This is a genomic window from Selenomonadales bacterium 4137-cl, from assembly GCA_032334055.1.
In the GTDB taxonomy this organism is placed as follows: Bacteria; Bacillota; Negativicutes; order Sporomusales; family UBA7701; genus Anaeroselena; species Anaeroselena agilis.
Map to the genome: position 1 here is coordinate 961,554 of JAUOZS010000001.1, position 19,722 is coordinate 981,275.

16 protein-coding genes are annotated in these 19,722 nt (G+C 62.5%); 11 read left to right on the plus strand and 5 right to left on the minus strand.

Annotated elements, in window-relative coordinates; translation table 11 throughout:
- Positions 1 to 40 precede the first annotated feature (40 nt).
- Entirely contained in the window at positions 41 to 331 is a 291-nt protein-coding gene (locus tag Q4T40_04940; GenBank protein MDT8900585.1) for a hypothetical protein, read from the plus strand.
- Positions 332 to 334: 3 nt separating this feature from the next.
- Here Q4T40_04940 and Q4T40_04945 read toward each other — a convergent pair whose 3' ends face one another.
- Genes Q4T40_04945 through Q4T40_04955 form a run of 3 tightly spaced genes read right to left on the minus strand, consistent with a single transcriptional unit; the run spans position 335 to position 4,409 of the window.
- Positions 335 to 1,621, minus strand: coding sequence for an aspartate aminotransferase family protein (locus tag Q4T40_04945; GenBank protein ID MDT8900586.1), 1,287 nt, complete (start codon positions 1,619 to 1,621; stop codon positions 335 to 337).
- Positions 1,622 to 1,642: 21 nt separating this feature from the next.
- Positions 1,643 to 3,562 (minus strand): U32 family peptidase, encoded by a 1,920-nt coding sequence (locus Q4T40_04950; protein ID MDT8900587.1) that lies wholly within the window; start codon positions 3,560 to 3,562, stop codon positions 1,643 to 1,645.
- Positions 3,555 to 4,409, minus strand: coding sequence for an ABC transporter substrate-binding protein (locus Q4T40_04955; GenBank protein ID MDT8900588.1), 855 nt, complete (start codon positions 4,407 to 4,409; stop codon positions 3,555 to 3,557). The genes Q4T40_04950 and Q4T40_04955 overlap by 8 nt, the downstream gene beginning before the upstream one ends.
- 198 nt (positions 4,410 to 4,607) lie before the next feature.
- Between Q4T40_04955 and Q4T40_04960 the strand changes: the two genes are divergently transcribed.
- On the plus strand, positions 4,608 to 5,066 hold the full coding sequence (locus Q4T40_04960; protein ID MDT8900589.1) for a redoxin domain-containing protein: 459 nt from the start codon (positions 4,608 to 4,610) through the stop codon (positions 5,064 to 5,066).
- Between the two features lie 184 nt (positions 5,067 to 5,250).
- Positions 5,251 to 8,673: a DNA polymerase III subunit alpha gene (locus Q4T40_04965; protein ID MDT8900590.1), complete on the plus strand. Its 3,423-nt coding sequence runs from the start codon at positions 5,251 to 5,253 to the stop codon at positions 8,671 to 8,673.
- Between the two features lie 45 nt (positions 8,674 to 8,718).
- On the opposite strand, the gene Q4T40_04970 is transcribed toward Q4T40_04965, so the two are convergent.
- On the minus strand, positions 8,719 to 9,294 hold the full coding sequence (locus tag Q4T40_04970) for a YdcF family protein (GenBank protein MDT8900591.1): 576 nt from the start codon (positions 9,292 to 9,294) through the stop codon (positions 8,719 to 8,721).
- A gap of 424 nt (positions 9,295 to 9,718) precedes the next feature.
- On the opposite strand from Q4T40_04970, the gene Q4T40_04975 reads away from it, so the two are divergent.
- From Q4T40_04975 to Q4T40_05010, 8 genes are all read left to right on the plus strand, one after another.
- Entirely contained in the window at positions 9,719 to 11,293 is a 1,575-nt protein-coding gene (locus tag Q4T40_04975) for an acyl CoA:acetate/3-ketoacid CoA transferase (GenBank protein ID MDT8900592.1), read from the plus strand.
- 67 nt (positions 11,294 to 11,360) lie between these two features.
- Positions 11,361 to 12,542: an acetyl-CoA C-acetyltransferase gene (locus Q4T40_04980; protein MDT8900593.1), complete on the plus strand. Its 1,182-nt coding sequence runs from the start codon at positions 11,361 to 11,363 to the stop codon at positions 12,540 to 12,542.
- Between the two features lie 137 nt (positions 12,543 to 12,679).
- Positions 12,680 to 13,819 carry an acyl-CoA dehydrogenase gene (locus tag Q4T40_04985; GenBank protein MDT8900594.1) on the plus strand — a complete coding sequence of 380 codons (1,140 nt, stop codon included), beginning with the start codon at positions 12,680 to 12,682 and terminating at the stop codon, positions 13,817 to 13,819.
- A gap of 37 nt (positions 13,820 to 13,856) precedes the next feature.
- Positions 13,857 to 14,642 carry an electron transfer flavoprotein subunit beta/FixA family protein gene (locus tag Q4T40_04990; protein ID MDT8900595.1) on the plus strand — a complete coding sequence of 262 codons (786 nt, stop codon included), beginning with the start codon at positions 13,857 to 13,859 and terminating at the stop codon, positions 14,640 to 14,642.
- Positions 14,643 to 14,656: 14 nt separating this feature from the next.
- Positions 14,657 to 15,856, plus strand: coding sequence for an electron transfer flavoprotein subunit alpha (locus Q4T40_04995; protein MDT8900596.1), 1,200 nt, complete (start codon positions 14,657 to 14,659; stop codon positions 15,854 to 15,856).
- Positions 15,857 to 16,020: 164 nt separating this feature from the next.
- On the plus strand, positions 16,021 to 16,437 hold the full coding sequence (locus Q4T40_05000) for a MaoC family dehydratase (GenBank protein MDT8900597.1): 417 nt from the start codon (positions 16,021 to 16,023) through the stop codon (positions 16,435 to 16,437).
- Positions 16,438 to 16,534: 97 nt separating this feature from the next.
- Positions 16,535 to 17,395 (plus strand): 3-hydroxybutyryl-CoA dehydrogenase, encoded by an 861-nt coding sequence (locus Q4T40_05005; GenBank protein ID MDT8900598.1) that lies wholly within the window; start codon positions 16,535 to 16,537, stop codon positions 17,393 to 17,395.
- A gap of 22 nt (positions 17,396 to 17,417) precedes the next feature.
- Positions 17,418 to 18,203 carry a short-chain-enoyl-CoA hydratase gene (locus Q4T40_05010; protein ID MDT8900599.1) on the plus strand — a complete coding sequence of 262 codons (786 nt, stop codon included), beginning with the start codon at positions 17,418 to 17,420 and terminating at the stop codon, positions 18,201 to 18,203.
- Between the two features lie 62 nt (positions 18,204 to 18,265).
- On the opposite strand, the gene Q4T40_05015 is transcribed toward Q4T40_05010, so the two are convergent.
- Positions 18,266 to 19,675 carry a GntP family permease gene (locus Q4T40_05015; protein MDT8900600.1) on the minus strand — a complete coding sequence of 470 codons (1,410 nt, stop codon included), beginning with the start codon at positions 19,673 to 19,675 and terminating at the stop codon, positions 18,266 to 18,268.
- Positions 19,676 to 19,722 lie beyond the last annotated feature (47 nt).

The window sequence follows — 19,722 nt, forward strand, 5'->3', positions numbered from 1 at the left end:
GGCATATAATCTAATAACGTCCTCGAAAGGGGTGACTTAATTGACTGGATTGTTCAAAGAACGGTCAAGCAGGTTCGGGTCGCTGGTCAGCCTCATCGCCGTCACCGCGATGCTGGCGGTATTTTTCCTGTCCCTGCCGGTTTTCCTGGTATCCTTCCCCGGCCGGACGTTCGTGGCCGCATGGTCGGTCGTGGCGATCGTTATCCTCATCGCCCACGCCCGCAATGTTGCCGGACTGCGTCATCGCCGGCCCATCACCTATAGTTCCTCGGGACGACCGCAATCGCCGCAAAAAACAGTGCAGCGGGCCGTAAGCCCGCTGCGGGGATGATTCTCAGAGTCGGCTTAGCACATCGTCCAGGGCGGTGAGGAGGCTGTCGATGTCCTCCTCGCCGACGACCAGCGGCGGCTGAAAAGCGAGGACATTACGGTGGAGCCCGGTTTTGCCCGCCAGGAACCCTCTGTCTTTCAGCATTTCCAGGGCAAGGTCGGCCTCGGCCGCCGCCGGCGACTTGTCGGGGCGGATCAGCTCGGCCCCCACCATCAGGCCAAGGCCGCGGACATCGCCGATGACCGGGTGGCGGCTCATAAGGCCCTTTAACCCGTTCGCGAGGCGGTCGCCGAGGATTGCGGCCCGGTCGGCCAGGCCTTCTCCGGCGATCACGTCCAGCGTCGCCAGCGCCGCCGCGGCCGTAACCGGGTTGCCGCCCGTGGTGGAAGCGCTGGGGCGGGTGAATTTCGCGGCCAACTCATCGGTGGTGATGAAGGCCCCCACCGGCGCACCGTTTGCTAAGGCTTTCGCCATCGTCATGATATCCGGCTCCACCCCGAAATGCTCAATGCCGAACATCCTGCCCGTGCGCCCGAAACCGGTCTGGACCTCGTCGACCACCAACAGCACGCCGTAGCGGTCGAGAATTTCCCGCAGGCGCTTAAAATAGCCGGGGGGCGGGGTAATGACGCCGCCGTTCCCCTGAATGGGCTCCGCGAACATCGCCGCCACTCTGCCGGAGGTGGTGGTCTTTATTATCGTCTCCACAGCGTCGGCGCAAGCCAGGTCGCACGAATCCTTCCGGCTGCCGAGGGGGCAGCGGAAACAGTACGGGCTCGGCGCGAAGCTCACCCCGCCGACCGGGCTGGTATCGGCCCGCCACATCTGCAGCCCGGTAAGGCTCATCGTAAGCTTCGTGCGGCCGTGGAGGGCGTGCCGGAGAGCGATGAACTCGCCGCGCTCCGTCGCCAGCGCCGCCAGCAGCGCCGCCCCCTCGTTCGCCTCGCTGCCGCTGTTGCAGAAAAACGACTTGCCCAGCCTGCCGGGGGTAACCGCCGCCAGGCGCTCGGCCAGGTCGACGACCGGCTGGGTCAGATAAATCGTTGTCGTGTGCTGGAGCGTCGCCGCCTGCTCGCACACCGCCCGCACGATATCCGGGTGGCAATGGCCGCAATTCACCACCGACACCCCCGCGAAGCAGTCGAGATAACGCCTGCCCGCATGATCGTACAGGTATTGCCGCTCGCCGCGGACGATCTGCATCGGCTCGGCGTAAAAATGATACACGCACGGGATCAGATACTGATGCTTCTTGCGCAGGATCTCCCCCGGTCCGGCCGGTTTCTTCATGGCGAACACCTCCTGGCTGTATTAGCGCGACGCCTCATAGCGGAAAACCCCCACACCCAGGGGCCTCCGTGCCCCGATGCCCGCCGCCGGCCCCTCCGGGGCCGCCGTGCCGTCGAGTTCCCGCCGATAGGCGGCGACCACTTCCCCGACATGTCCGGGACTGTAGTGCTGGCCTTCGATCCGGAAAGCTCCTATTCCGGCGGCGGCCAGCGGCGCCAGCCGCCCCGCCAGGCACAGATCGCGCCCGAACAGGATGTGGTTGCGGCAGTACTGATCGATCTTCACCGCATGGCGCTCGCCGGCGCTGTCCGTCAGCGCGAAATCCCCACCCTGGCACACGTCCCGGCATAGTCCGGCCGGCGTACCGTTTCCCAGCAGCGCCCGGGGCAAGCAATAATCCATCACCATCGCCTCCAACGGCCCGTGCACCACCACCTCCAGCGGCAACGGGCTGGCGGCCGCCATCGCCGCCGCCTGGAGGCCGGTGGCCTCCAGCGACACCGTCGCCCGGCTCACCCCCTGCCTATTGAGCCAGCGGGCGGTCAGCGAATTGAACAGGTTGAACGAAAAATCGGCGTAGAGGGGGAGGGTGGTCAACTCGCCGGCCAGCCTCAACGCGCCGGGATTGCTCACCATTACCCCGTGGGGCTTGAGCGCTTCCAGCAGCCTCAGCAGTACGGCGAGTTCGCCGCATTCCCGCTCCGTGGTGATACGCGGCGTAGTTACCACCAGCGCCGCGCCGCGCGCCTCAGCCGTCGCCACGCCCGCGGCGATATCCGCCAGCGTCCACGGCCTGGCCGGCCGGAAAGCCTCGCCGCCGACGTACGCCACGTCGGCGCCGTTCTCATATGCCGCCGCCAGCGCCTCCTTATCGGCCACCCGTACCGTCAGCAGGGCCCGTGCGGGCGCGGCGCCGCCAGCCACGACCGCCGGCAGCCCGGCCGCCGGCGCCGCTGTCGAAGCCTCCTTCACCGCCTGGCTGAAGAAACGCGGCTCTCGCGCCCCGCTAAAACCCACCGCCGCCGCGCCGGGGTTGCCGAACGCGTAACACGTCGAAAAATCGCGCGCCCGGGCGGCGTGAAGCTCCCGCAACTCCGCCTGATCAGCGGCGTAGCCGGCAGGGTCGGCCAGGTAGCGGTCGATCGCCCGGCGGTAAAGGCCTGTTATCCGACCGACAAAATCGGCGGTCCGCATGCGCCCCTCGATCTTAAACGACACCACCCCCGCCTGGATGAGCTGCGGCAGGTGCAGATAAAGGCACATATCCTTGAGCGCCAGCTTATAAGGGCCAGGGTCGCGGTCCGCCGCCAGCGGCGCGTCCGCGGCCGTGAAGCCGTACGGCCAGCGGCAGGGCTTCAGGCAGCGGCCGCGGTTCGAGCTCTGGCCGAACACCACCCCCGAATGTAGGCACTGGCCGCTGTGGGCCACGCACATATCCCCATGGACGAAATACTCCAGCTCGATCCCCGTCCGGTCCCGGATCAGCGTCAACTGAGCCAGCGACAACTCGCGGCTGAAAATCACCCTCGTCACCCCGTACTCCTGCAGCGTGCGCACCGCCGCCTCGTTGTGGGTGTTCATCATCACCGACGCATGGAGAGGCAGCTTCAGTCCCTCTGAGCGCGCAAGCTCCAGCAGGCAGGGGTCCTGGACGATCAACGCGTCCGGGCCGAGCTCCTGCAGGAAGGCCAGATAAGCGCGCAGCTCCGGCAGCTCGGCTTCGCTCACGAGATTGTTCACCGTCACGTACAGGCGCACCCCGCGGGCGCGGGTGTACTCCACCGCCCGGGCGAGGCCGTCGTCGTCGAAATTGGCGTCCCGCCGGTGGAGGCGCATGTTGAAGCGCTTGCCGCCGAGGTAAACCGCGTCGGCCCCGGCTTCCACAGCCGCCTCCAGCGCATCCCACGTCCCGGCGGGGGCTAACAGCTCCACCTCACTCATACACTTCCCTCGCAATCGCTATCAAGTCCGCCGGCAGCACCAGCCCCAGTTGCCTTGCCGCCGCCGCGTTCAGGAATATATCCGGATTCTCCGCCCTGCCCACCGGCAAGCTGCCCGGATCGGCGCCGGCGAGAATGCGGGCTGCCTGTCCGGCGCAGGCGTAACCCAGCTTATGGTGGTCGGCCGCCAGGGCGCCGACGGCGCCGGCGGCCACGTTGGCCGGACTGGACGCCACCACCGGCACCCCCGCGAGCTCGGCGTAATAAGCGACTGTCGCGAAATTCTCCTCCACCACCCGGCCGATAGGGAGAAAAAGAACATCAGGCTTTACAGCCAGTCTCTCATCGAAGGTGGACAGGTGGTCAGACCGCGAAACGGCAAAATTAATAATTTCATAGCTTCCCGCCGCTGCCGCGCGGAAATTTTCCGCCTCAAGCACTGCGTTGGCGTCGCCGTCGTGATAAAGCACCCCGACCGTGCGGGCCGCCGGGAGCAGCCGGCGTATGAACGCCACCTTCGCCGCCGCCGGCACCATGCCGGCCATGCCGGTCGCCTTGCCGGCCGCCAGCAGGCCGGCCCCCGCCGGGTCGAACACCGGCGTGAACACCACCGGAATCGACGCCGCCAGTTCCACGGCCGCCTTCGCCGCCGGCGTCGAACAGGCGAAGATCAGCTCGACACCCCTCCCGGCGAGTTCTGCCGCCAGCGCGGGCAGCAGGGCCGCATTGCCGTCGGCGTTCAGATAAGTAAACGCCGCGTTCGCGCCGCAGTCCTCTAAACCGGCCTTGAAGCCACGGACGGCGTCGTCGAGATGCTGGGTAAACTGGAGAATGCCTATATGCCGCATGCCAAAACCTCCATTTATAACCATATAAGGAATTCTGCATAGCGAGAATAATCCCTTTCACGGAAAACATAATTTTCAGAGGATTTGACGCCCGCCTCACCGAAAATATATGCCATAGGGACAGCGGCGAGACCGTCCGGAACTTCGCAACCGGATGGCCGAAATCGCAGCATGATATCTCATTAAGGAGGAAAGACCATGAAAACTATCGCCGTCGGCGACCTCGCGCCCGAATTCGCCCTCAAGGACAACCGGGGCGAACTTATCGAGCTTAAATCCTATCGGGGCAAAAAAGTGCTGCTTTCCTGGCACCCGCTCGCCTGGACGAGGGTCTGCGCCGAACAGATGAAAGCGCTGGAAGCCCGCCTGACCGACTTCGAACGCCTCAACACCGTACCGCTGGGGCTGAGTGTCGACTCGTACCCGTGCAAAAACGCCTGGGCGAAAGAACTTGAGATTGCCACCGTCAAGCTGCTCGCCGACTTCTGGCCCCATGGCGGGGCGGCCAAGGACTACGGGCTGTTCCGGGAGGCCGAGGGTTTCTCCCAGCGGGCCAACGTCATCCTCGACGAAAACGGCAAGGTGATCTGGGTAAAGCTCTATGATATCCCCCAGTTGCCCGACATCGACGAAGTTTTTGCCGTACTAAGCAAATAGCGGGGGATAATCTCCGCAGGCACAAAACCGGGGTTCCGGCTACGGAGCCCCGGTTTTTTTTCGGCCGCGTCGCCGGACCCCGAAGACGAAAAGAGGACTAGCCGCCACGCGGGGAGAAAATGTCCTACAACGCAGAACGATGACGGCGTAACAGCCGGCGCAAACTCCGAAAGGAAACACCCCCATGAGCAACTTCGTCCACCTCCACAACCACACCGAATTCAGCCTTCTCGACGGAGCCAGCCGCGTCGAGCGCCTCGTCGCCCGCGCCAAAGAACTCGGCATGCCCGCCGTCGCCATAACCGACCATGGCACCATGAGCGGCGTCATCGACTTCTACAAGCACGCCGTCAAAAAAGGCGTCAAACCCATAATCGGCTGCGAGGTCTACGTCGCGCCGCGTTCCAGGCTGGAGAAAACCACCGTCGAAGGCGAAGCCTACTACCACCTCGTCCTGCTGGCCGAAAACGCCGCCGGCTACCGCAACCTCATGGAACTCGTCTCCCGCGCCCACACCGAGGGCTTCTACTATAAACCGCGCGTCGACAAAGAGCTCCTCCGCGAATACCACGACGGCCTCATCGCCCTCAGCGCCTGCCTGGCGGGCGAGCTGCCCGCGCTCCTGCTCCGCGGCGACAGCGCCGGCGCCGAGTCCCTGGCCCGCGAATACGCCGCCATCTTCGGCCCCGGCAACTTCTTCATCGAGCTCCAGGACCACGGACTGCCTGAGCAGAAACAGGTCACCCCCATGCTCTCCGCCCTCGCCGCCAAAATCGGCGTCGGCCTCGTCGCCACCAACGATATCCACTACATCGACCGCCAGGACGCCGAAAGCCACGACGTCCTCCTCTGCATCCAGACCGGCAAAACGGTCGACGACGCCGGCCGCATGCGCTTTAACAGCAGCGAATTCTACCTCAAGAGCGGCGAAGAAATGGCGGCCCTGTTCGCCGCCTACCCCGAAGCCCTCGCCAACACCGTCCGCATCGCCGAACGCTGCGACCTCAGCCTCGAATTCGGCAGGCTCTTCCTGCCCGAATTCCCCATCCCCGCCGGCCTGACTCCCGAAGAATACCTTCGCCGCCTGTGCCTTGAAAGAATGCCCTCCCGCTATCCCGCCGCCGGCCAAACCGAAACCGACCGGCTCGACTACGAACTGTCCGTCATCGGCCAAATGGGCTTTGCCAGCTACTTCCTCATCGTCTGGGACTTCGTCAACTACGCCCGCCAGCAGGGCATCGCCGTCGGCCCCGGTCGCGGCTCGGCCGCCGGCAGCATCGTCGCCTACCTCCTCGGCATCACCAACATCGACCCCCTCAAATACGGCCTTCTTTTCGAGCGCTTCCTCAACCCCGAGCGGGTCACCATGCCCGATATCGACATCGACTTCTGCTACGTCAGGCGCGGCAAAATAATCGAATACGTCATCGAGCGCTACGGCGCCGACCGCGTAGCCCAGATCATCACCTTCGGCACCATGGCCGCCAAGGCCGCCATCCGCGACGTCGGCCGCGCCCTCAACATGCCATACGGCGACGTCGACCGCATCGCCAAACTCGTCCCCGGCGAGCTCGGCATCACCCTCCACCGCGCCCTCGAAGTCAGTAGCGAACTCAAAACCCTCTACCAGGCCGACCCCGACATCAAAAAGCTCCTCGACCTCGCCATGAGCGTCGAAGGCCTGCCCCGCCACGCTTCCACCCACGCCGCCGGCGTCGTTATCGCCAACGAGCCCCTCACCCACTACGTCCCCCTCCAAAACTCCTCCGAAGGCTTCGTCACCACCCAGTACGACAAAGACCGCATCGAAGAGATCGGCCTCCTCAAAATGGACCTCCTCGGGCTTAGGACGCTCACCGTCATCGGCGACGCCCTCGCCCTCATCAAAGACAACCGCGGCCTCGTCATCGACATCGACGCCATTCCTCCGGACGACGCCAAAACCTGCGCCATGCTCGCCGCCGGCGACACCGCCGGCGTCTTCCAGATGGAATCCAGCGGCATGACCAACCTCGTCAAAGAGCTCAAACCCGAACGGTTCGAAGACCTCATCCCCCTTGTCGCCCTCTACCGGCCGGGCCCTCTCGGCAGCGGCATGGTCACCGACTTCATCAACGGCCGCCACGGCCGCAAAAAAGTCACCTATCTCCACCCGCTCCTCGAGCCCATCCTCAAAGACACCTTCGGCGTCATCCTCTACCAGGAGCAGGTCATGCAGATCGCCTCCGTCCTCGCCGGCTTCACCCTCGGCCAGGCCGACCTCCTCCGCCGCGCCATGGGCAAGAAAAAGCCCGAAGTCATCGCCGCCCAGCGCGAAAACTTCATGAACGGCGCCGCCGAGCACGGCCTCAGCCCCAAACTCGCCGAAGAAATCTTCAACCTCATCGCCCACTTCGCCGACTACGGCTTCAATAAATCCCACAGCGCCGCCTACGCCCTCGTCGCCTACCAGACCGCCTGGCTCAAGGCCAACTACCCCCAGGAATTCATGGCCGCCCTCCTCACCAGTGTCATGGGCGCCAACGACAAAGTCGGCTTCTACATCGAAGAATGCCGGCACATGGGCATCGCCGTCCTCCCCCCCGACATCAACGCCAGTTCCGCCGGCTTCACCGTCGATGGCGCCGCCATCCGCTTCGGCCTCGCCGGCGTCAAAAACGTCGGCGACAACGCCATCGCCGGCATCCTCGCCGTGCGCGCCGACGGCGGCCGCTTCACCTCGCTCGTCGACTTCTGCTCGCGCATCGACATGCGGCTCGTCAACAAACGCATGCTCGAAAGCCTCATCAAATGCGGCGCCTTCGACTCCTTCGGCTGGAAACGCTCCCAGCTCCTCGCCGCCCTCGACCAAGCCGCCGAAGTCGCCGCCTGCCGCCAGCGCGACCGCGAAAGCGGCCAGCTCGGCCTCTTCGGCGACGACGAGGGCGCCGGCGCCGACGACATCACCCCGCCGCACCTCGACGAACTGCCGCACGAAGAACTCCTCGCCCTGGAAAAGGAAATGACCGGCTTCTACGTCACCGGCCATCCCCTCGATAAATACCGCGAAACCATGAAAAGTTACACCGCCGTCAGCCTTCTCTCCAGCGGCGAATACGGCGACGGCCAGCCCGTAAAAGCCGCCGGCCTCGTCGCCGGCGCCAAGCGCATCACCACCAAAAGCGGCGACATGATGTGTTTCGTCGCCCTCGAAGACTTCACCGGCCAGGTCGAAGTCGTCGTCTTCCCCCGCCTGTTCGACCGGGTAAGCCGCTTCCTCCTGCCCGACGCCGCCGTCGCCGTCGCCGGGCGCCTGAATGTCAGCGAGGAAACCGTCAAAATCATCGCCGACGACATCGTCCCCCTGGGCTCCGGAGCCCAGCCGGTAAACGGCAAAAAGGCCGGCGAAGTCCGCCTCCGCCTAGGCGAGGGCCAGGAAACGGACAAAGTCTTCGATCTTCTCAAAAGCGTTTTCGCCCGCCACCGCGGCCAATCGACCGTCTACCTCCACTTCACCGCCAGCCGCCGCGTCGTCCGTGCCGACCGCCAATACTGGCTCGACCCCACCCCCGAGGCTATAAAAGAGTTGGAAGAAATATTAGGCCCCGGGACAGTGCAAATAAACTAAACACAAAGAGTCCGCCGCAACGACTGCCGCACCACAAGCCTGCTTTCACCGCCGCAGCGTCAGCGCCGCCATCGCCGCCCCCTCGCGCAAATAATTGCGTACCTTCAGGTACAGCCCGTCCGGCATCGGCGCCGGCGCCGCGCTCGCCTCCAGCCCCAGGTCGCGGGCCAGCACCAGCGAGCGGTGTATATGCGAAGCGTTCGAAACGATGATCGCCCGGCGGTACCCCCGCGCCGCCATCATCGCCTGCGAATTGGCCAAATTCTGATAAGTGTTGTAAGACCCGTCCTCGGTGAATATCCGTTCGCCGGGGATGCCCTGTTTTACCAGGTAATCGCGCATCGCGAACGCCTCGGCCACCGCCTCGTCCTCGCCGCGGGCCCCGCTCACGATGATCGTCGGCGCCAGACCCTGACGGTAAAGCCGCACCGCCTCCTCCAGCCGCAGCCTCAGCATCGGCCCCGGCTCGGTGCCGAACACCCTCGACCCCAGCACGATCATCACATCCGCCGGCGCCGGCTTGGCCAGGAAACCGCCGGCCACCACCGGCAGCTCGAGCGCCGCAAACGCGAACAACAGCACGGCCAGCAGCCACCTCCGCCAGTGCGGCAAAAATACCATCGTCAAACCTCCCGCTCTCAAGCGAATACATACATATTATAGCACCTACGCCCCTCAAGGTTCAAAGAGGGCGCGCCCTGGGTCAGGAGTTGCGCCGCCGTCCGCGCACCCGCCCGCACCGCCGTCCCGTAAAGCTCGGGCGCAAAGCCGTGTCAAATCCCCTGTAGATAAACAGCGACAATTTTGTACAGAATTATATACAGGTGTCGGCTAGACACTTTACTCTCAGCCGGCGGCAGGCCGCAGCGAAAAAAACTTTCGAGCCGCCGACGCGCGCTGGCTGCGCCATTGTTGCGTTGCCTGCGTACCCAGGCGGCGGGGAAGGGGAGGAGGCCCTGGAAATAGCCGGAATACAGCCGTAATGGTTTTGGCACGGTATTTGCATATTAATATCGTGAAATCATTAACGGGGAGTGAATCGACCATGGCTAAATTTATCACCGCGCCGGAAGCCGCCCAACTTATCGAAGACGGTGCGATAGTAGCCACCGGGGGCTTCGTCGGTATCGGGCATCCGGAAGCAATCACCGCGGCGTGTGAAGAAAGATTCCTGTCGGAAGCCAAGCCCCGCGACCTGACACTTGTATACTGCGCCGGCCAGGGCGACGGCAAAGACCGCGGCCTCAACCATTTCGGGTTTGAGGGCATGGTCAAGCGCGTCGTCGGCGGTCACTGGAATCTCGCGCCCAAACTCGGCAAACTGGCGGTCGAAAACAAAATCGACGCCTACAACTTCCCCCAGGGCACCCTCACCCACTGGTTTCGCAGCGTAGCCGGCAACAAACCGGGCGTCATCACCAAAGTCGGCCTCAACACCTTCTGCGACCCGCGCGTCGAAGGCGGCAAAATCAACAGCGTCACCAAGGAAGACCTGGTTGAAGTCCTTGAACTCGGCGGCGAAGAATGGCTGTGGTACAAGCCCTTCCCGATCACCGTCGGCCTCATCCGCGGCACTACCGCCGACGAGAACGGCAACATCACCATCGAACGCGAGGCCCTGGCCCTCGAGATACTCCCTATTGCCCAGGCGGCGAAAAACTGCGGCGGCATCGTTATCGCCCAGGTCGAACGCGTCGTCCAGAAAGGCACCCTCAAACCCATGGACGTCAAAGTGCCCGGCCGGCTCGTCGACTACATCGTCGTCGCCGAAGACGCCAGCAAGCACGCTCAGACCTTCGCCGAGCAATACAACCCGGCCTACTCCGGCGAAGTTCGCATCCCCCTGTCCGCCATCCCCCCCATGGCCCTTGACGACCGCAAGATCATCGCCCGCCGCGCCGCCATGGAACTTATCCCCGGCGCCATCGTCAACCTCGGCATCGGCATGCCCGAAGGCGTTGCCGTAGTCGCCAACGAAGAAGGCGTCGGCGACACCATGACCCTGACCGTCGAGCCCGGCGGCTGGGGCGGCGTACCCGCCGGCGGCCTCAGCTTCGGCGCTGTCACCAACTCCGACGCTCTCGTCGACCAGCCCTACCAGTTCGACTTCTACGACGGCGGCGGCCTCGACCTTGCCTACCTCGGCTTGGCTGAGACCGACAAGCACGGCAACATCAACGTCAGCAAATTCAAAGGCCGGGTCGCCGGCTGCGGCGGCTTCATCAACATCACCCAGAACGCCAAGCGGGTCGTCTTCTGCGGCACCTTCACCGCCGGCGGCCTCAAGATCGCCGTCGCGGACGGCAAACTCCAGATCGTTACCGAAGGCAAAGCCCGCAAATTCCTCGATCACGTCGAACAGATAACCTTCAGCGGCGACTACGCGAAAAAAGTCAAGCAACCCGTCCTCTACATCACCGAACGGGCCGTCTTCGAACTCACCGCTCAGGGCATGACCCTCATCGAAGTCGCCCCCGGGATCGACCTCGAAAAAGACGTCCTCGCCCAGATGGATTTCAAACCGATCATATCCCCCAACCTCAAGACAATGGACGAGCGCATCTTCAAAGCGGACAAAATCGGTCTCAAAGAAATGTTGCCTGCCAATGGTAAAAAGTGATAAAATAAAGTAGATATTCCGCACACCCAATAAATTTAACAAAGGCAACCGAAAGGAGATGATCATGTTGAAGGAAGTAGTAATTGTCAGCGCTGTTCGCACGGCGATTGGCACCTTCAACGGCGGACTGGCCACCCTGTCAGCCCCCGAACTTGGCGCGATTGTCGTCAAAGAGGCCCTGGAAAAGGCCGGCGTCAAAGGTGAAAATATCGACGAAGTAATCCTGGGCAACGTGCTCCAGGCAGGCCTGGGGCAGAACCCCGCTCGCCAGGCGTCCATCAAAGCCGGCATCCCGGCGGAGGTACCCTCCTACACCGTCAACAAAGTCTGCGGCTCCGGCCTCAAGACGGTCAACCTCGCCGCCCAGGCTATCATGTGTGACGATGCCGACATCGTCGTCGCCGGTGGCATGGAAAGCATGACCCAGGCCCCCTACCTGCTGACGAGCAAAGCCCGCTGGGGCTACCGCATGGGCAACGATAAAGTCGTCGACGTCATGGTCAACGACGGCCTGTGGTGCGCCTTCAACAACTACCACATGGGCATCACCGCCGAGAATGTTTCCGAACGCTACAGCATTACCCGCGAAATGCAGGACGAACTTGCCAGCCAGTCGCAGGATAAAGCCGTCAAAGCCATCCAGAGCGGCGCCTTCAAAAAAGAAATCGTTCCCGTCACCATCAAAACCAAAAAAGGCGACGTCGTCTTCGACACCGACGAATACCCCAAAGCCGGCACCACCATCCAGACGCTCGCCAACCTCAAGCCGGCCTTCAAGAAAGACGGCACCATCACCGCCGGCAACGCCTCGGGTATCAACGACGGCGCCGCCGCCCTCGTCGTCATGAGCGCCGACAAAGCAAAAGCCCTCGGCCTCAAGCCCCTCGCCAGAATCGTCGGCTACGGCTCCGGCGGCGTGGACCCCGCCATCATGGGCATGGGCCCCGTCTCCGCCACCCGCAAGGCACTGGCCAAAGCCGGTCTCACCATCGGCGACATCGACCTCATCGAAGCCAACGAAGCCTTTGCCGCCCAATTCCTGGCCGTCGGCAACGAACTCGGCTTCGTCAAGGAAAAAGTCAACGTCCACGGCGGCGCCATCGCTCTCGGTCACCCCATCGGCGCCAGCGGCGCCCGCATCCTCGTCACCCTGCTGCACGCCATGGAACTCCACGGCGCCAAGCGCGGCCTCGCCACCCTCTGCATCGGCGGCGGCCAGGGCGTAGCCACCATCGTAGAAAAACTGTAGGTTCCCTGAAGGCAATCGGTGTAATCTTTTAGTGCCAATGGGATATCCTATTGGCACTAAAATAAAAAACTCATGTGATTTTTTTCACATTTTTATAATATCGTATTAAAAACAAATTAAGATAGGAGAGATAACAAATGCAATTCCAATTGACCGACGAGCAAAAAATGATGCAGAAAATGGTGCGCGAATTCGCCGAAAAGGAGGTCGCCCCCGGCACGGAAGAACGCGACGAACATGAAAAATTCGAACGGGCCCTGTTCGACTCCCTCGGCGACCTAGGCGTCACCGGCATCTGCTTCCCCGAACAATACGGCGGCGCCGGCGGCGACGTCCTCAGCTACATCCTCTCCATCGAAGAACTCAGCCGCATCGACGACGGCCTCGGCATCGCCCTGTCCGCGTCCGTATCCCTGTGCGGCTGGCCCATCTACGCCTACGGTACCGAAGAGCAGAAAAAGAAATACCTGACCCCTATCGCTGAAGGAACCAAACTCGGCGCCTTCGGCCTCACCGAGCCCAACGCCGGCACCGACGCCGCCTCCCAGCAGACCGTCGCCGTCCGCGAGGGCGACAACTACATCATCAACGGCAGCAAAATCTTCATCACCAACGCCGGTGAAGCGGAGATCTACATCGTATTCGCCATGACCGACAAAAGCAAAGGCGTAAAAGGAATTTCCGCCTTCATTCTCGAAAAGGATATGCCTGGGTTTACTTTTGGCAAAAAAGAACATAAAATGGGCATCCGTTCCTCCCAGACCATGGAGCTCATCTTCCAGGACGTCAAAGTTCCGGTGGCCAACCTCCTCGGCAAAGAAGGCGACGGCTTCAAAATCGCCATGAGCACCCTGGACGGCGGCCGCATCGGTGTCGCCGCGCAGGCCCTCGGCATCGCCCAGGCCGCCCTCGACCACGCCGTCAAATACTCCAAGGAAAGGGTTCAGTTCGGCAAGCCCATCGCCGCCAACCAGGCCATCGCCTTCATGCTCGCCGACATGGCCACGAAAGTCGACGCCGCCAGGCTGCTCACCTATCGCGCCGCCTACCTCAAAGACAGCGGCCAGCCCTACTCCAAAGAGGCCGCCATGGCCAAAATGTACGCCTCGGACGCCGCCATGGCCGTCACCACCGACGCCGTCCAGATCTTCGGCGGCTACGGCTACAGCCGGGAGTACCCGGTCGAGCGCCTGATGCGCAACGCCAAAATCACCCAGATCTACGAAGGAACTAACCAGGTCCAGCGCATGGTCGTCTCGGGGGCCATCCTCCGCTAGCCGGCGCTTCATCTCACCAGAAACAGGAGGCTGAAGAATGGAAATCGTCGTCTGTGTCAAGCAAGTACCTGACACCACCGAAGTCAAAATCGATCCCGTCACCAACACGCTCATCCGCCAGGGAGTCCCGAGCATCGTCAACCCGTTCGACAAGAACGCCGTCGAAGCGGCGCTCGTCCTCAAAGAAAAGCATGGCGGCAAGGTGACGGTCATCAGCATGGGCCCGCCCCAGGCCAAGGACGCCCTAAAAGAGTGCCTCGCCATGGGGGCCGACGCGGCCATCCTCGTCAGCGACCGCGCCTTCGGCGGCGCCGACACCCTCGCCACCAGCTACACTCTCGCGGCGGCCATCAAAAAGCTTGGCACAGTCGACGTTATCCTCTGCGGCAAGCAAGCCATCGACGGCGATACCGCCCAGGTCGGCCCCGAAATCGCCGAACACCTCGGCATACCCCAGGTCACCTACGCCGCCAAAGTCGAAGTCGACGGCTCCGTCGCCCGCGTCGAGCGCGAGCACGAAGAAGGCTACGAAGTCATCGAAGTGGGGCTGCCTGTCATGCTCACCGTCGTCAAATCCGCCAACGAGCCGCGCTACCCCACCGTCAAGGGCACCATGCGTGCCAACCGCGCCGAGATTCCCGTCTGGACGCTCGCCGACCTTGAAGTCGACGAAACCAAGCTCGGCCTCAAAGGCTCGCCCACCCAGGTCCGGAAAATATTCACCCCCAAACAGCGCACCCAGGGGGTTCTCATCCAGAAGGACACCGCCCGGGAAGCGGTCGCCGAACTGATCGCCAAACTTTCAGAAGCGAAGATCGTCTAGGGGGTAGCGAAACAATGGCCATCAAAGTAATCAAAGAACAGTGCATCGGCTGCAGCGCCTGCGTCAGCGCCTGTCCCTTCGGCGCCATCGAAATGCAGGACGACGCCAAAGCCTTCGTCACCGAAGCCTGCACCGCCTGCGGCGCCTGCATCGACACCTGCCCGGTCAAAACCATCATCAGGGAACAGGAAGAAAAACAGGTCGCCATCGACAAGAATGCCTACAAAGATGTCTGGGTATACATCGAACTGACTGAAGGCAAACCCCGCAACGTCGGCCTCGAACTCCTCGGCGAAGGCCGCAAGCTCGCCGACGCCATGAACCAGAAACTGGCCGCCGTCATCCTCGGCGACGGCGTCGAGCCGATCGCCAAGGAAGCCTTCGCCGCCGGCGCCGACAAAGTCTACCTCGTCGAAGGCCCCGAATACGCCCACTACAGCACCGACGCCTACACCATCGCCCTCGTCGACCTCATCGGCGCCTACAAGCCCTCCGTCATCCTTCTCGGCGCCACCAACGACGGCCGCGACCTCGGGCCGCGCATCGCCTGCCGCGTCGGCACCGGCCTCACCGCCGACTGCACCGGCCTCGGCATCGACGAAGCCACCGGCCTCGTCGCCTGGACCCGTCCGGCCTTCGGCGGCAACATCATGGCCACCATCCTCTGCCCTGACCACCGGCCCCAGATGGGTACAGTCAGGCCGAAAGTATTCAAAAAACCCGAGCCCGACTACGCCAAGAGCGGCGAAATAATCCGCGTCGCCAGCAAAGTCAAGCCCGGCGACATCCGCACCAAACTTGTCGAAGTCATCAAGGTCTGCACCGCCTCCTGCAACCTCGAAGAAGCCGAAATCATCGTCTCCGGCGGCCGCGGCCTCTGCAAACCCGAAAACTTCACCCTCATCGAAGACCTGGCCAACGTCCTCGGCGGCGCCGTCGGCGCCTCCCGCGCGGCCGTCGACGCCGGCTGGAAACCGGCCCTCCACCAAGTCGGCCAGACCGGCAAAACCGTAGGGCCGAAAATCTACTTCGCGTGCGGCATCTCCGGCGCTATCCAGCACCTTGCCGGCATGTCCTCGTCCGACATCGTCATCGCCATCAACAAAGACCCCGACGCGCCCATCTTCAAAATGGCCGACTACGGCATCGTCGGTGACGTCATGGAAGTATTGCCGATCCTCACCGAAGAATTCAAGAAAATCAGGCAAGCATAGCAACGCGGCAGTCTAGAAGGTCCATCTGCGGCGCTCCGTCCGGCGGTCTTGAGCCATCCATGGCGTGCCCGGCGCGCGGCCCATTCCGGGCCGTCGTCGCGGGGCCGCCTCCGGTGCTTGCATCTGGAGCCTCCTAGAGCAGCCTTAAGCAGGGAGGAAATCCTATGGTCCGCGACATCCCCTTCGCCGAGATCAACATCGGCGACAAAGCCAGCATGACCAAAACGGTCAGCGAACACGACGTCTACACCTTCGCCGGCGTAAGCGGCGACTTCAACCCCGTCCACATCGACGCCGAATTCGCCAAAACCACCATGTTCAAAGAACGCATCGCCCACGGCATGCTCTCGGCCGGCTTCATCTCCGCCGTCCTCGGCACCTCGCTGCCCGGCCGCAACACCATCTACCTTGGGCAGGAACTGGCCTTCAAAGCCCCGGTGAAAATCGGCGACACCGTCACCGCCACCGTTGAGGCGATTGAAAAAATCCCCGAAAAAAGCCGCATCATCTTCCGCACCACCGTAACCAACCAGGACGGCACCATCGTCATAGACGGCAAGGCCACAGTCCTCAAAAAGTAGACCGGACCCCCCGTGCCGAACAGGGCAACTGTGCGGTGGCGGGGGTTCGTCACGTTCCCCCGAATGTGAAAAAAATAATTAACTGGGAGGATAAAAAATGGAGATCAAAAAAGTGCTCGTAATCGGCGCCGGCCAGATGGGCAGCGGCATCGCCCAGGTAATGGCCCAGGGCGGCCTCACAGTCGTCCTCCGCGACATCAAAGACGAATTCGTCAAAAAAGGCATCGCCGGCATCGATAAAAACCTTGCCAAAGCCGTCGAAAAAGGCAAAATGGCCGCCGACGAAAAAGCCGCCGTCATGGCCCGCATCTCCGGCGTCGTCGACCTTGACGCCGCCGCCTGCGACGTCGACCTCGCCATCGAAGCCGCCGTCGAAAACATGGACATCAAGCGCGACATCTTCCAGGCCCTCGACAAACTTTGCCCCGAACACACCATCCTCGCCTCCAACACCTCCTCGCTGCCCATCACCGCCCTCGGCGCCATCACCAAACGCCCGCAGAAATTCATCGGCATGCACTTCTTCAACCCGGCCCCGGTCATGAAACTCGTCGAAATCATCACCGGCCTCGCCACCAGCGAAGAAACCTACGCCGCCGTCAAAGCCCTCGCCGAAGCTCTGGGCAAATCGCCGGTCAAGGTGTCCGACTTCCCCGGCTTCGCCGGCAACCGCATCATGATGCCCATGATCAACGAAGCCGTCTACGCCCTCATGGAAGGCGTCGCCAGCGTCGAAGACATCGACAACGTCGCCAAACTCGGCTTCAACCATCCCATGGGCCCGCTCGCCCTCTCCGACCTCATCGGCAACGACACCGTCCTCTACATAATGGAAGTCCTCTACCAAGGCTTCGGCGACAGCAAATACCGCCCCTGCCCGCTGCTCAGGAAATACGTCGCCGCCGGCTGGCTGGGCCGCAAAACCGGCCGCGGCTTCTACGACTACAGCCAGAAATAAATAAATAGGGAGGTAGACAAAAATGAGCGACTACCAGAACCTTATCTTCGAAAACCAGGACGGCATCAGCGTCATCACCATCAACCGCCCCAAAGCCTTAAACGCCCTCAACGCCGACACCATGGGCGAACTCGACCGGCTTGCCGACACCCTTGCCAAAGACCCCGCCGTCAAAGTCGTCATCATCACCGGCGCGGGCGACAAAGCCTTCGTCGCCGGCGCCGACATCTCCTACATGCAGCCCCTCGGCGCCGTCGAAGGCCGCGAATGGGCCAAATTCGGCCAGGCCGTCTTCAACAAAATCGAAAATCTGCCCCAACCCGTCATCGCCGCCGTCAACGGCTTCGCCCTCGGCGGCGGCTGCGAACTCGCCATGGCCTGCGACATCCGCATCGCCTCCGAAAAGGCCAAATTCGGCCAGCCCGAATCCACCCTCGGCATCCCGCCGGGATTCGGCGGCACCCAGCGCCTTGCCCGTCTCGTCGGTAAAGGCCGCGCCAAAGAACTCCTCTTCACCGCCGACATGATCGACGCCGCTGAGGCCTACCGCATCGGCCTCGCCAACAAAGTCGTCGCCCCCGAGGAACTCATGGACGCCGCCAAAGCCATGGCCCAGAAGATCATGAGCCGGTCGCCCATCGGCGTCCGGATGTGCAAAGTCGCCATCAACGAAGGCCTCGACACCGACCTTGAAACCGGCGTCGCCTACGAAGCCGAAGTCTTCGGCCTCTGCTTCGCCACCGCCGACCAGAAGGAAGGCATGGCCGCCTTCCTCGAAAAACGCAAACCCAACTTCACCGGCAAATAACGGGGGCCCAACAAAAAAAATCCCCGCGCAACTTGCGTTGCGCGGGGATTTTTTGTGGCCGATCAGCCGGTGAACCCGGTTACGGTATAGATAAGGATTACCGTGATACCGACCAGGAACGGGATGACGAGCGAGGTCATGCCGATATCCTTGTAGGATTGGACATGCGTCATGCCGCAGACAGCCAGCAGCGTGATGACCGCGCCGTTATGCGGCATCGTGTCGAAACCGCCGGAAGCCATCGAAGCGACACGGTGCAGCAGTTCGGGATTCAGGCCCACCTGGTTGGCCCAGGCCAGCCATTCCTTAGCCATGATGCTGAGGGCTATCGACATGCCGCCCGAGGCCGAACCCGTGATGCCGGCCAGGATGTTGACCGTGAAGAACTCCGACACCAGCGGCGTGCCGCCGAGCTTGATGTTCAGCAGGAAAGTCGCGATCGACTTGAAGCCGGGCAGCGAGGAGATAACGTTGCCGTAGCCGACCTCCGAAGCGGTGTTCATGATCGCCAGCAGCGAACCGATGGCGCCGGTGTTGAGAGCGCGTTGCAGGGAACCGGGCTGTTTCGGGAGGTAGCGGTAGCCGATGCCTACGGCCAGGATGACACCGACCACCAGGCCGATGATCAGCGCCCAAATGCCGGCGACATTCTTGACCGCCGGAACCATAAGCGGCAGCTTCATAGGCTTGAAGGGTTCCAGAATATTGGGATCCCAGGCGAACTTGGTCATCGCGAAGTTGACGACGACAACCGCGAGCAGCGGGAGCAGCGACAGAACCCAATTGGGGGTCTCGAGATCAGAGCTCTTGATTTCCGGCTCGTTCAGCGTATGGTCGCCGTAGCCTTCGCCGGCGGCCTGGGCGGTTTTCCTGCGCCATTCCAGCCAGGCTACGCCGCATCCGAAGGTCAGGATGGCGGCCAACAGGCCGAGCCACTTGGCGGCAAACGCGTCGGTGCCGTAAAAGGTCATCGGGATGGCGTTCTGGATCTGAGGCGTGCCAGGCACCATCGTCATCGTGAACGTGAAGGCGCCCAGGGCGATCGCCCCGGGGATGAGGCGTTTGGGAATGTTGGCTTCCCTAAATATGGCGGCGCCGAAGGGATAAACCGCGAACACGACCACGAACAGGCTGACGCCGCCGTAGGTCAGGATGGCGCAGGCCAGCACGACGGCGATAATGCCGCGCTCCTTGCCCAGAGCCTGAATGATTTCGTGCGCGATCGATTTGGCCATCCCGGTGTCTTCCATAACCTTGCCGAGCACCGCGCCGAGCAGGAAGACGGGGAAGAACAGCTTGACATACCCGACCGCCTTGGTCATAAACAGCTCGGTATAAGTCGGCATGACGTGCAGTCCCTGCATGGAGGCGGCCAGCAGCGCCAGGATGGGGGCGAAGAGAATTACCGAGAAGCCGCGATAAGCCACGTACATTAGTAGGAAAAGACTTAAAACAATGCCCAGTATTTCCATTACTTTTCCTCCCTTGGTCGTCAGAATTGGGTGCCATAGAGCAAACA

Bases quoted from the DNA above. Each gene is read 5' to 3' on its own strand.
- Q4T40_04950 (MDT8900587.1), bottom strand. From the start codon at position 3,562: ATGAGTGAGGTGGAGCTGTTAGCCCCCGCCGGGACGTGGGATGCGCTG.
- Q4T40_05005 (MDT8900598.1), top strand. From the start codon at position 16,535: ATGGAGATCAAAAAAGTGCTCGTAATCGGCGCCGGCCAGATGGGCAGC.
- Q4T40_04955 (MDT8900588.1), bottom strand. From the start codon at position 4,409: ATGCGGCATATAGGCATTCTCCAGTTTACCCAGCATCTCGACGACGCC.
- Q4T40_04965 (MDT8900590.1), top strand. From the start codon at position 5,251: ATGAGCAACTTCGTCCACCTCCACAACCACACCGAATTCAGCCTTCTC.
- Q4T40_05010 (MDT8900599.1), top strand. From the start codon at position 17,418: ATGAGCGACTACCAGAACCTTATCTTCGAAAACCAGGACGGCATCAGC.
- Q4T40_05000 (MDT8900597.1), top strand. From the start codon at position 16,021: ATGGTCCGCGACATCCCCTTCGCCGAGATCAACATCGGCGACAAAGCC.
- Q4T40_04960 (MDT8900589.1), top strand. From the start codon at position 4,608: ATGAAAACTATCGCCGTCGGCGACCTCGCGCCCGAATTCGCCCTCAAG.
- Q4T40_04975 (MDT8900592.1), top strand. From the start codon at position 9,719: ATGGCTAAATTTATCACCGCGCCGGAAGCCGCCCAACTTATCGAAGAC.
- Q4T40_04945 (MDT8900586.1), bottom strand. From the start codon at position 1,621: ATGAAGAAACCGGCCGGACCGGGGGAGATCCTGCGCAAGAAGCATCAG.
- Q4T40_04970 (MDT8900591.1), bottom strand. From the start codon at position 9,294: ATGGTATTTTTGCCGCACTGGCGGAGGTGGCTGCTGGCCGTGCTGTTG.
- Q4T40_04995 (MDT8900596.1), top strand. From the start codon at position 14,657: ATGGCCATCAAAGTAATCAAAGAACAGTGCATCGGCTGCAGCGCCTGC.
- Q4T40_04985 (MDT8900594.1), top strand. From the start codon at position 12,680: ATGCAATTCCAATTGACCGACGAGCAAAAAATGATGCAGAAAATGGTG.
- Q4T40_04990 (MDT8900595.1), top strand. From the start codon at position 13,857: ATGGAAATCGTCGTCTGTGTCAAGCAAGTACCTGACACCACCGAAGTC.
- Q4T40_05015 (MDT8900600.1), bottom strand. From the start codon at position 19,675: ATGGAAATACTGGGCATTGTTTTAAGTCTTTTCCTACTAATGTACGTG.